An 11,441-nucleotide genomic window follows, 5' to 3' on the forward strand; every position below is an offset into this window, starting at 1 on the left:
CCCCGGTGCGGACGGACGGCGGGAGGGGTGGATGACGAAGGGAATCGTCTCGCGGGCCGGGTGCGGACCCGGCGGCACCTGGGAGACCGCGCTCGCGTCGCCCCATCCGCGGCTGCGGCCGGGCGTGCTCAGCTACCGCGGCATCCGGCTCGCCCTCGACGGTCCCCGGCGCAGGCTGGAGGCGCCGATCGGCGCGGCGACCCTGCTCCTCGGCTTCGACCAGCCCCTGCGCGTCTCCCGGGCGGGCCGGCCCCCCGCCACACTGGTGTCGGTGTTCTCCGGGCCGACCACCACTTCGGCCGTCGGCGAGCACGGCGGACGGCTGGCGGGCATCGAGGTCATGCTCGCGCCGTGGGCTGCGTTCACACTGTTCGGCACACCCCAGTACGAGCTCGCCGACCGGACGGTGGACCCCGACGAACTGCCGCGTCCGCCGGGCGCGGGGCCGGGCCGGGACCGCTGGGACAGCGTCGGTGAACTGTCCGCCGCGCTGGCCGCGCTGCCCGGCTGGGCGGAGCGGTTCCGGCTGCTCGACGACGTGTTCGCACGGTGGGCCGCGGCGGGGCCGCCGAGCTCGGCGCGGGTCGTACGGGCCTGGGACCGGCTCCAGCGGACCTGGGGCGCGGTGCCCGTGCCCCGGCTCGCCGACGAGGTCGGCTGGAGCGTACGGCAGTTGGAGAACCGGTTCCGGGAACAGATCGGGCTCGGGCCGAAGGCCGCCGCCCGGGTGCTGCGCCTGCAACGGGCACGGCGGCTGCTCGCGGCGGGGCGTTCGCAGGCGGAGACCGCGGCGACCTGCGGGTTCTACGACCAGGCGCATCTCAGCGGGGAGTTCAGGACGATGACCGGCTGCACACCGGGTGAGTTCACCGCGGCGCGAGTGGCTCCCCCCGTGGCCCCGCCCGGCCCTCCCGGTGCGGACCGGATGGCGGGCGAGGCCACCAGCCTGCTCCTCCCGGCCGACGGGGACACCGCTCTTCCCGGCCGACGCGCGGCCCCCTCCCGACCGGGCCCGGACCGCTCCGGGGGAACGGCGCTCCGTCGGAACGTGATCGACCCGAATGCGATTTTTTCCAAGACCCACGGGACGCGCTGACGGCACGCTGATCCTTCCGGCCACGCACCAGGGGGGATGCGGGGAGCCGGTGGGCCGGGCCCGGCGAGGGCAGCTCCCGCGCGAACACGGCGGGAGAGCCCCGGGGGACGAGGGCCCGGCCCGCCGACGGCTCCGCTGCGCGCGTTCATCCGTGTCCTGTGCTCAGAAGGCACTTGATGCCCACGGCCACCCTGCGTACGCCTCTTCGCTCGTTCGCCCATGCATCACTCGTGTCACAAAAACCACCCCCCTGTCACACATGTCGCGTGTACGCGGGTCTTGCGTCACACCCGGTTCACAGCCGCTGCCCGGCGCTCACGCCGCGTCGTTCACGGAGCACAGGCTTTGTGATCGCCAGCGCAGCGCCCGGCTCCCCCGACGGCCGCCCCCGGTCGCCGCCGCGGTGCGCGCAGGGAGGTGCCACTCATGACCGACCGTAGGCTCTGGTCGTACAAGGAGATCGCGGCGCACATCAAGGTGCAGCCGGACACCGTCCGGTCGTACCGCAAGCACGGACTGCTGCCCCCGCCCGACCATGTGGAGCGGGGAAAGCCCTACTGGTACGCCGACACCGTCCGGGCCTGGGTCGCCTCCCGCCCGGGAAACCGGGGCCGCCGAGACGACTGAGCCGCCCCGCCCAGCTGCCCCACCTCCGGGTGGGGCACCCTTCTTCGCATGAACTTCTCCATGAAACCCGTCCTCACCGGCGAGAAGACCGTGCTGCGCCCGTTCACCGCGGACGACGCGGAGGCGATCCTGGAGATCCTCGACGACCCCGACGTCATTCGCTTCACCTTCCCGTCGCAGCCGGACACCCCCTTCACCCTGGAACGCCTGCGGGCCGTCTACGGCGCCCGCGCCACCCAGCCCGACCGGCTCGACCTCGCGGTGACCGACCCCGCCACCGGCGAACTCGTCGGCGAGGTCGTCCTCAACGAGTGGGACCCCGTCCAGCGCAGCTGCTCCTTCCGCACGCTCATCGGCCCCCGCGGCCGGGACCGGGGCTTCGGCACCGAGGCCGTCCGTCTCATCGTCGGCCACGGCTTCGAACAACTCGGCCTGCACCGGATCTCCTTGGGCGTCTACGGCAACAACCACCGTGCCCGGCGCGTGTACGAGAAGGTCGGCTTCGTGGTGGAGGGCGTCCTGCGGGAGGCCGCACTGCGTGACGGTGAATGGGTCGACGAGGTGCTCATGGCGGTCCTCGACCACGAATGGGCCGCCCACCGAGGCCACCCGGAGGGCCAGGTCAGCTCCACGGCTCGATGACCGTCACCCCCGACCCCGGCGCCGTGCCCATCGCCGCCAGCGCGGACGGCGCCGCGTCCAGCGGGATCGTCGAGGTGACCAGGAGGTCGGGCCGCAGCACACCGGCGCGGACCAGCTCCAGCATGCCGGGGTAGGCGTGCGCGGCCATCCCGTGGCTGCCCAGCACTTCCAGTTCCAGGCCGATCACGCGGGCCATCGGGACCGGGGTGGCACCGGTCGGCGAGGGCAGCAGACCGACCTGGACGTGCCGGCCGCGGCGGCGCAGCCCGTGCACCGAGGCCGCGCAGGTGGCCTCGGAGCCGAGGGCGTCCAGCGACAGGTGGGCGCCGCCGCCCGTCAGTTCCCGGACGGCCTCGGCGACATCCCCGGTCCGGGACGCGTCCACGCACTCCGCCGCCCCGAACTTCCGTGCCAGGTCGAGCGCCGCGGGCGACACGTCGACGGCCACGACCCGGGCGCCCGACGCCGCCGCGATCATCACCGCCGACAGGCCCACGCCTCCGCAGCCGTGCACGGCGACCCACTCCCCCGCCGTCACCCGGCCCTGCGCGACCACCGCGCGGTAGGCCGTGGCGAACCGGCAGCCCAGCGAGGCGGCCGTCGCGAAGGACAGCTCGTCCGGCACCGCGACCAGGTTCACCTCGGCGTGGTCGAGTGCCACGTACTCGGCGAAGGAGCCCCAGTGGGTGAAGCCCGGCTGGGTCTGGCGCTCGCACACCTGCTGGTCGCCCGCCGCGCACGAAGGGCAGCTTCCGCAGGCGCACACGAACGGAACGGTGACCCGGTCGCCGGCACGCCAGCCGGTCACCCGGGCACCCACCGCCTCGACGACTCCGGCCAGTTCGTGGCCTGGCACGTGCGGCAGGACGATGTCGGGGTCGTGGCCCATCCAGCCGTGCCAGTCGCTCCGGCACAGCCCGGTGGCCTCGACGCGCACCACGACCCCGTGCTCCGCGGGCGCCGGGTCCGCGACCTCACGTACCTCGGCCGGTTCCTCGTACCGCTCGAACACCACTGCCCGCATCCGTCTCGCCCTCCGCCCGGAGATCAGCTTCCGCAGCGAACGCTAGCCGCGCGCCTCGGCCTTGTCCCGGTCCCGGCCCTCCTCACGGCCCTGCTCCTCCTCGCCGGCCTGCGCCTCCTCGTCGCCCCGACGCCCGGCGTCGTCCTCCGGGCCGGACCGGCGGGCGTCATCGGCCCCGTCCGGTGCGGTCTCCGCCGGGGACTCGCCCTCGCTGAGTCCGAACCGGTCGTGGAACCGCCGCAGCGGTCCCGGCGCCCACCAGGTGGCGCGGCCCGTGAGGCGCATGACCGCCGGGACCAGCAGGCTGCGGACGACCATCGCGTCCATCAGCACCGCGAGGGCGATGCCCAGACCGAGCATCTTGGTGTTGGTCACCCGCGAGGTGCCGATGGCGACCATCACCACCGCGAGGATGACCGCTGCCGCGGTGATCAGACCGCCGGTGCGCTGGAGGCCGAAGCGGACCGCCTCCCGGTGGTCGCCTGTGTGGTCGTACTCCTCCTTGATGCGGGACAGGAGGAAGACTCCGTAGTCCATCGAGAGGCCGAAGGCGACGCAGAACATGAGCACCGGGAGGGTCGTCTCTATCGAACCCGGGCTGGTGAAGTCGAGCAGTCCGGACAGATGACCGTCCTGGAAGACCCAGACCACGGCGCCGAACATCGCCGTCAGGCTGAGCGCGTTGAGCAGGACCGCCTGGACGGGGATGAGCACACTGCCGGTCAGCAGGAAGACCAAGAACAGGGTGACGACGGCGATGAACGCCGCGGCCCAGGGAAGCCGGTCGGCTATCGCGTGCTTGGAGTCGACCAGGACGGCGGCGGTGCCCGTGACCGATGTGTCGAACGGCGCGTCCGTCGCGCGGAGTTCGCCGACGAGGTGCTGTGCCTCCTCGTCCACGGCCTCGCCCTTCGGCAGCACCGTGAAGTACGCCGAGTCGCCCTGCACCAGGGGTCCGTCCACGCGGAGCACTTCGGGAAGCGCGGCGATCCGTGCCTTGTACTGCGCGTACTGGGTCTCGGTCGCCGGTCCTTCGGCGAGGACCTCCAGGCCGCCGCCGGGGCTGCCGGGGAACCCGTCGCGGATGTGCTGCTGGACGACATGGGACTCGGCGTCCGAGGGCAGCTGCCGGTCGTCCGCCGTGCCGAACTTCACGCCCAGGAAGGGCAGTCCGAGCACGATCAGGCCGACCGTGGTGGCCACCGCGAAGAGCGGGGCCCGGCGCATCACGAGGGAGGCCATGCGTCCCCAGGCGGCTCCGCCTCCGGTCGTCCGCTGCTCGCCCCGGCGGAACAGGCGCCGCAGGTCCAGGGCATTCACCCGGGCCCCGAGCAGGATCAGCGCCGCGGGCAGCAGGATCAGGGCCGCGCCCGCGGCCAGCAGCACCACAGCGATGCCCGAGTAGGCGAAGGAGCGCAGGAAGTACTGCGGGAAGAGCAGCATCGCGGCCAGCGACACGGCGACGGTGAGGGCCGAGAACAGCACCGTACGGCCCGCGGTGCGCAGGGTCGTGGCGACGGCCGCCAGCGGCACGGACCCGGCGGCCAGTTCCTCACGGAACCTGCGGACGATGAACAGGGCGTAGTCGATGGCGAGGCCGAGCCCCAGTGCCGTGGTGAGGTTCATCGCGAAGACGGAGACGTCCGTGAACTCGGTGAGGCCGCGCAGCACCGCGTTCGTCCCGAGGATCGCGATGATGCCGACGCCGAGCGGCAGGAGGGCCGCGACCGCGCTGCCGAAGACCATCACCAGCAGCACGAGGGTCACCGGCAGGGCGATCAGCTCGGCCCGGGTGAGGTCCTCACGGATGGTCGTCTGCATCTCGTGCCGTACGGCCACGGGTCCGCCGACCTCGATCTCGACCGGGCCGTGTTTCCCGCGGTACGAGGGGGCGAGGCGGTCCAGGGTCTCGCCCGCCGTCTTCTCGTCGCCCGTGATGCGCGCGGCGATCAGCGCCTCGTGCCCGTCCTTCGCCTTCAGGGCGGGGGAACCGGACTGCCAGTACGAGCCGACGCCGGTGACGCCCCGCTCGGTGGCCAGCCGTGCCGTGAGCCGCTTCGCCTCCGCGGCGACCGCGGGGTCGTCGGCCGAGGCGCCGCCCGAGTCGACGAGGAGCAGCAGATTGGGCTGCGAGGCGGGGAACTCCCGCTCCAGCGCCTTGGTCGCGTACGTCGACTGCGCGGCCGGGTCCTCCCAGCCTCCGCTGCCCAGCCGGTCGGCGACATCGCTGCCGGCGACCACGGCGAGCGCGGTGATCAGCAGTGCGACGAGCAGGGAGAGCCGGGGGCGCGCGGTCACGAACCGGGTCCAGCCGCCGATCCGCACGCCGTCACCCGCGCCGGTCCTCGACGTGTCGTCGCCCGCGCCGGCCGTCGACACGTCACCGGCTCCGGTCCGGCGGTCTCCGCCGTCCACGCTCAGCGCGTCCCCGCCGCCGTCACCTCGACCCACTCCGTCTCCGCCGCCGTCCTCCCGGCTCGCGTCGGCCGGGTCGGCGCCGCTTCCGCCGACGCTCGTCGCCCGGTCGCCGCCGCCCCTCCCGCGGTCCTCACCTGCGCTCTTGACGTCGGTCATCGTGCGGTGTCCCCTTCACCGTGACCCGCTGCCTGCGCACGAGCAGGCAGCATGGATCGACCATTGCCATAGACTGGCAAACACGAGAGATCGCTCGCGTTTCACCAGAATGCGAGCGAGCACTCGCGTTTGTCAATCGCGTTCGGAGAGCTGGGGATAACTCGTGCCCGAGATGCCCGAGAAGCAGCAGGCCGGCGACGAGAGGCCGCGCCGCCGGCAGGCCCGCGGCGAGCGCCGCATCGCCCAGCTGCTGGAGGCCGCCGCCGCCGTCTTCTGCACGACCGGCTACACGGCCGCGAGCACCAACGCCATCGCACGCGAGGCGGGCGTCTCGCCGGGCACGCTGTACCAGTTCTTCCCGAACAAGGAGGCCATCGCGATCGAGCTGGGCGACCGGCTCATGCACGAGATGCGCGAGACGTACGGCGAGGCCCTCGCACCGGTCGACCCGGCGACACCGCTGGAGCAGGCCGTCGGCGCCGCCGTGGACCGGTTCATCGCCTTCAACTGCGAGCACCCGGTGTTCTTCGCCCTGATGCACGGCCCGGACGTCCCCGGCCGCATCACGGAGGAGCACGACGCCCTGCACCAGACGCTGGTCGCGCGGATCGAAGGTCTGATCCGCTCGTTCCTGCCCGACGCGCCGGACGCCGACGTCATGCGCACGGCGCAGATGTGCCTGGGCATGTACAAGGCCGGCCTGGAGCTGGTCCTCGCCCACGAGGAGGCCGAGCGCGACGCCTATGTCCAGGAGCTGAAGAACGCCCTCTTCCGCTACCTCGAACCCCTGACGCGCGACGGCGCCGCACCGGTCCCCGACCTCGCCGCGCCCCCGCTCCCTTGACGGACCGGCCCCGACGACCGGCCCTCACCACGCCCCCAGAGACCGACCGCCGACCCTCAGCACCCCCCTCGCAGGGACCGGCCGACCCGCCCTCACCACGCCTCTCCGGGACCGGCCGACCGGCCCCCGCCACGCCCCACAGGTACCGCCCCCCGCCGAAGCCCGCCACCGGCGGCGGAGCGAGTGCCGCGACGGCCGTGATCAGAATGAGCGTCCCAGCCTGCGACATAGGGAACATTTCCCATAAGGTTCGGACAAATCGACTCGTTGAATCGATGCGCGCCGCAGGGGAGACCGGCCACCGGCCCCTCGTCGCGCGCCGCATCGGATCGCACCGACGTCGGATCAGACTGTCCGAGCCCGAGGGATGAGCCGTGACCCAGAATCAGCCGCCCGGCGCGCCCCGGGCCCGCATTCCAGGCCCCTCACAGCCCCCGCTGCCGTACCCCCGCCCGCACGCCGGCCTCTGGTGGCGCTGCCTCGCGGTGGGGCTCGCGCTCTGGGCACTGACGGCGACCGTCACGTACGCGACACGGGAGACCGCCCTGCTGCCGACCCTGATCCTGCTCGGCAGCTTCCTCGCCCCGGTCGCCTTCGTGCTCTGGGCGTACCAGCGACACGGCCGCGACCTGGGCGTCCATCTGATCCTGGGCTGCTTCCTGACCGGCGGGACCCTCGGCGTCGTGGGCGCCTCGATGACGGAGCGCCACCTGCTCCACCCCTCGTGGGGGATGTACGTGGGCGCGGGGCTGATCGAGGAGGCGGCGAAGCTCGCCGCACTGGTGTTCATGCTGCACCGCCACCCCCGCGTGCGCGGGCCGCGGGCGGGCCTGGTGCTGGGCGCGAGCGTCGGGTTCGGGTTCGCGGCCCTGGAGAGCGCGGGCTACGCCTTCAACGCCACCGTCTCGCTCCAGGGCATCGATCTGCGCGCGCTGCTGGAGACCGAGATCCTGCGCGGGGTGCTCACCCCCTTCGGGCACGGCCTGTGGACGGCCGTCACCGGCGCCGCACTGCTGGCCTGCCGCCGCCCGAACGGGCGCTTCCGGCCCGCCTCGCCGGTGGTCGCCGCCTGGGCCGGGGTGGCGCTGCTGCACGCACTGTGGGACTCGACGCACGGGATCGCCCTCTGGCTGGTGGCCCGGCTGACCGCCAGGGGACTGGACCGGACACTGTTCGCCCAGGGACACCTGCCGTGGTCCACCGACGAACAGAGACACCTCTTCACGCTCTTCTCGGTCGGCGGCCTGGTCCTCGTCGCGCTGGCCGGGATCGCCTGGGTGCGCTCCCTGGCGCGCCGCGCACCTGCTTGGAGAAATACCCCCTAGGGGTATAGTGTGGTGAGTATCGAGGGAACCTGGCCCAACAGGACCCCCTCCGCACACGCACACCACACAGGTCCAGACGAGGAGAACGACATGACCGCCCAGACCGAAACCCCGGGTTCCGTCACCGCCGTCTACAAGGTGAGCGGAATGAGCTGCGGACACTGTGAAGGCTCGGTCGGCGGCGAGATCTCCGGGATCGCGGGTGTCACCTCGGTGAAGGCCGTCGCCTCGACCGGTGAGGTCACCGTCGTCTCCGTGGCCCCGCTCGCCGAGGCCGACGTCCGCGCCGCGGTGGACGAGGCCGGCTTCGAGCTCGTCGGCCCCGCCTGACCCGCGCCGGACCCCTGCACGCGCCTCTGAAACGCAACTCTCCCCACCGGGCCGTACCGACCAGCTGATACTGGCTCCGTGCGGCCCGGTCCGCTCCCTGGAGTACGGACGTGACGAGCACCACCGCTGCGACACCGATAGCCACGACCTCGGAAGTCGAACTCACCATCGGCGGCATGACCTGCGCCTCCTGCGCGGCCCGCGTCGAGAAGAAGCTCAACCGCATGGACGGCGTGAGCGCCACCGTCAACTACGCGACGGAGAAGGCGAAGGTCTCATACCCCGAGGGGGTACGGGTCGCGGACCTGATCGCCACCGTGGTGAAGACGGGGTACACGGCGGAGGAACCCCCGCCGCCCCCGCTCCCCGAGGACCTTCCCGGGGACGGTGACCGGACGCGGACGGCGGCTTCCGGCGAGGACCCCGAGCTGGCCGCCCTGCGCGGACGCCTGCTCGTCTCCGCCCTGCTCGCCCTGCCCGTCGTCCTGCTGTCGATGATCCCGGCCCTCCAGTTCGACAACTGGCAGTGGCTCTCGCTGACGCTGGCCGCGCCCGTCGTGGTCTGGGGCGGGCTGCCCTTCCACCGGGCCGCGGCGACGAACGCCCGGCACGGCGCCGCCACCATGGACACGTTGGTCTCGGTCGGCACCCTCGCCGCGTTCGGCTGGTCCCTGTGGGCCCTGTTCCTCGGCGACGCCGGGATGCCGGGGATGCGGCACGGCTTCGAGCTCACCGTCTCCCGCACGGACGGCGCGTCGACGCTCTACCTGGAGGTCGCCGCCGGCGTCATCGCCTTCATCCTGCTGGGCCGCTATCTGGAGGCCCGCTCCAAGCGGCGCGCCGGAGCGGCACTGCGGGCCCTGCTGGAGCTCGGCGCGAAGGACGTGGCCGTCCTGCGGGGAGGCCGCGAGGTCCGCGTCCCGGTCGGGCAGCTCCAGGTCGGCGACCGCTTCGTCGTACGGCCCGGCGAGAAGATCGCGACCGACGGCACGGTCGTGGAGGGCTCCTCGGCCGTCGACGCCTCCATGCTGACGGGCGAGTCGGTGCCGGTGGACGCCACCGTCGGGGACGAGGTGACGGGTGCGACGGTGAACGCGGGCGGCAGGCTCGTCGTCGAGGCCACCCGGGTCGGCGCGGACACCCAGCTCGCGCGGATGGCACGGCTCGTCGAGGACGCGCAGAACGGCAAGGCCGAGGTGCAGCGCCTCGCCGACCGGATCTCCGGCGTCTTCGTGCCCGTCGTGCTGCTGATCGCGGTCGGCACCTTCGGGGCCTGGCTCGGCGTCACCGGGGACACGGTCGCCGCGTTCACCGCGGCCGTCGCGGTGCTGATCATCGCCTGCCCGTGCGCGCTGGGCCTGGCCACGCCGACCGCCCTGATGGTCGGCACGGGGCGCGGCGCCCAGCTCGGCATCCTCATCAAGGGACCCGAGGTCCTGGAGTCCACCCGCCGCGTCGACACGGTCGTCCTGGACAAGACCGGCACGGTGACGACGGGAAGGATGCGGCTCCAGGAGGTCCACGTCGTCGCGGGAGACACCGAGCAGGACGTCCTGCGGCTCGCCGGAGCCCTGGAACACGCCTCCGAGCACCCGATCGCCCAGGCGATCGCGGCAGGCGCCCAGGACCGCACCGGAGCGCTTCCGCCGGTCGAGCACTTCGAGAACGTGCCCGGGCGCGGAGTGCGCGGACACGTGGAGGGCCACGAGGTCACGGTGGGCCGGGTCCTGCCCGACGCGCCCGCCGTCGACGGGCGCCCGCTCCCGGACGAGCTGGCCCGCGCGAAGGACGCGGCCGAGGCGGAGGGCCGTACCGCCGTGGTGGTCACCCGGGACGGCGTGGCGGTCGGCGTGCTGACCGTCGCCGACGCGATCAAGGAGACCAGCGCCGAGGCCGTACGCGAACTGCGCGCCCTGGGGCTCAGGCCGGTGCTGCTCACCGGTGACAACCGAGCGGTCGCGCAGGCCGTGGCGCGCGCCGTCGGCATCGGCTCCGAGGACGTGATCGCCGAGGTCCTGCCGCAGGACAAGGTCGCCGTGGTGGAGCGCCTGCGCGGCGAGGGCCGGACCGTCGCGATGGTCGGCGACGGGGTCAACGACGCGGCGGCGCTCGCCACCGCCGACCTGGGGCTCGCGATGGGCACGGGCACGGACGCCGCGATCGAGGCGAGCGACCTGACGCTCGTGCGCGGGGACCTGCGGGTGGCCGCGGACGCGATCCGGCTGGCACGGCGCACCCTGTCGACGATCAAGGGGAATCTGTTCTGGGCCTTCGGGTACAACGTGGCGGCGCTGCCGCTGGCCGCCACCGGACTGCTGAACCCGATGATCGCGGGGGCGGCGATGGCCTTCTCCTCGGTGTTCGTGGTGACGAACAGCCTTCGGCTCAGGACATTCTCATGACGTCGGAGTAAGAGTCCCCCTAGAGTCCAACCGCAGCCTCACATAAGCTCTTCACAAGGCTCGCGCATCTTCCTTACGCTTGGGCCCCCATTGACGTACCGGGGCTCTTGCGCATCTTCGGGACATATGCAAGAGACGCAGATCACAGTGATGTGAACGTAACCACCGAAGGGGTTCGTGAGTCTAAGTTGGCGATGTCAGAAGCGTCTTGGGGGGCGTGACTGACATCTGGGGATGTCTTGGGGGACATTCCCGGAAATTGCGGTGCCGGGGCGCGTACACCGGGGAGCTTTGAGCGGCCCTCCCGTCGTACGGGTCCCGGCAGATCGCACCGCAGTACAGGCCGCACCGCAGTACCGATGGTTTTGCTCGTTTTGCTCGCAGCGATTCAGGCGCTGTTCCACAGACGCCCGGCCGGATCCCGTGGGGGGAATCCGCACCGGGACAAGGAAAGCGCCCTGACTGCCGGCCCGTGGGGGGACCGGCAGCAGGGCGCTTTCCGTCTGTCCGGGGTCGGTTCGCCGGCAGAGCGCTTCCGGTTCCGGCGGAAACGGCTCAAGGGCGCCCCGGCAGGTGT

9 protein-coding genes are annotated in these 11,441 nt (G+C 72.6%); 7 read left to right on the plus strand and 2 right to left on the minus strand.

What is annotated here, in order from left to right:
- Nucleotides 1-31 precede the first annotated feature (31 nt).
- The 3 genes from ACSYGO_RS18930 (at nt 32) to ACSYGO_RS18940 (ending at nt 2,365) form a co-directional block, all read left to right on the plus strand.
- The gene (locus ACSYGO_RS18930; protein ID WP_432172089.1) at nt 32-1,096 is read left to right on the plus strand and encodes an AraC family transcriptional regulator; all 1,065 of its coding nucleotides are present in this window, start codon (nt 32-34) and stop codon (nt 1,094-1,096) included.
- Between the two features lie 426 nt (nt 1,097-1,522).
- Nucleotides 1,523-1,723: a helix-turn-helix transcriptional regulator gene (locus ACSYGO_RS18935; protein ID WP_426681118.1), complete on the plus strand. Its 201-nt coding sequence runs from the start codon at nt 1,523-1,525 to the stop codon at nt 1,721-1,723.
- 48 nt (nt 1,724-1,771) lie between these two features.
- Complete coding sequence (locus ACSYGO_RS18940; protein ID WP_432186050.1) at nt 1,772-2,365, plus strand: GNAT family N-acetyltransferase; 594 nt, start codon at nt 1,772-1,774, stop codon at nt 2,363-2,365.
- On the opposite strand, the gene ACSYGO_RS18945 is transcribed toward ACSYGO_RS18940, so the two are convergent.
- Nucleotides 2,346-3,389 (minus strand): zinc-dependent alcohol dehydrogenase family protein, encoded by a 1,044-nt coding sequence (locus ACSYGO_RS18945; RefSeq protein WP_435225861.1) that lies wholly within the window; start codon nt 3,387-3,389, stop codon nt 2,346-2,348. The two genes, ACSYGO_RS18940 and ACSYGO_RS18945, sit on opposite strands and share 20 nt — an antisense overlap.
- 42 nt (nt 3,390-3,431) lie before the next feature.
- The gene (locus ACSYGO_RS18950) at nt 3,432-5,963 is read right to left on the minus strand and encodes an MMPL family transporter (RefSeq protein WP_460387120.1); all 2,532 of its coding nucleotides are present in this window, start codon (nt 5,961-5,963) and stop codon (nt 3,432-3,434) included.
- A gap of 172 nt (nt 5,964-6,135) precedes the next feature.
- Here ACSYGO_RS18950 and ACSYGO_RS18955 point away from each other — a divergent pair, with 172 nt between their 5' ends.
- From ACSYGO_RS18955 to ACSYGO_RS18970, 4 genes are all read left to right on the plus strand, one after another.
- The gene (locus ACSYGO_RS18955; protein WP_432172234.1) at nt 6,136-6,807 is read left to right on the plus strand and encodes a TetR/AcrR family transcriptional regulator; all 672 of its coding nucleotides are present in this window, start codon (nt 6,136-6,138) and stop codon (nt 6,805-6,807) included.
- A gap of 374 nt (nt 6,808-7,181) precedes the next feature.
- Complete coding sequence (locus tag ACSYGO_RS18960; protein ID WP_426681114.1) at nt 7,182-8,132, plus strand: PrsW family intramembrane metalloprotease; 951 nt, start codon at nt 7,182-7,184, stop codon at nt 8,130-8,132.
- A 90-nt stretch (nt 8,133-8,222) separates the two neighbouring features.
- Nucleotides 8,223-8,462 carry a heavy-metal-associated domain-containing protein gene (locus ACSYGO_RS18965; RefSeq protein WP_432172094.1) on the plus strand — a complete coding sequence of 80 codons (240 nt, stop codon included), beginning with the start codon at nt 8,223-8,225 and terminating at the stop codon, nt 8,460-8,462.
- 110 nt (nt 8,463-8,572) lie between these two features.
- Nucleotides 8,573-10,864 carry a heavy metal translocating P-type ATPase gene (locus tag ACSYGO_RS18970; protein WP_432186047.1) on the plus strand — a complete coding sequence of 764 codons (2,292 nt, stop codon included), beginning with the start codon at nt 8,573-8,575 and terminating at the stop codon, nt 10,862-10,864.
- Nucleotides 10,865-11,441: the final 577 nt, after the last annotated feature.

It is taken from the genome of Streptomyces krungchingensis (assembly GCF_054729265.1).

What these genes read in the sequence shown, in the direction of transcription:
- ACSYGO_RS18930 (WP_432172089.1), top strand. Translation starts at nt 32, where the DNA reads ATGACGAAGGGAATCGTCTCGCGGGCCGGGTGCGGACCCGGCGGCACC.
- ACSYGO_RS18935 (WP_426681118.1), top strand. Translation starts at nt 1,523, where the DNA reads ATGACCGACCGTAGGCTCTGGTCGTACAAGGAGATCGCGGCGCACATC.
- ACSYGO_RS18940 (WP_432186050.1), top strand. Translation starts at nt 1,772, where the DNA reads ATGAACTTCTCCATGAAACCCGTCCTCACCGGCGAGAAGACCGTGCTG.
- ACSYGO_RS18945 (WP_435225861.1), bottom strand. Translation starts at nt 3,389, where the DNA reads ATGCGGGCAGTGGTGTTCGAGCGGTACGAGGAACCGGCCGAGGTACGT.
- ACSYGO_RS18950 (WP_460387120.1), bottom strand. Translation starts at nt 5,963, where the DNA reads ATGACCGACGTCAAGAGCGCAGGTGAGGACCGCGGGAGGGGCGGCGGC.
- ACSYGO_RS18955 (WP_432172234.1), top strand. Translation starts at nt 6,136, where the DNA reads ATGCCCGAGAAGCAGCAGGCCGGCGACGAGAGGCCGCGCCGCCGGCAG.
- ACSYGO_RS18965 (WP_432172094.1), top strand. Translation starts at nt 8,223, where the DNA reads ATGACCGCCCAGACCGAAACCCCGGGTTCCGTCACCGCCGTCTACAAG.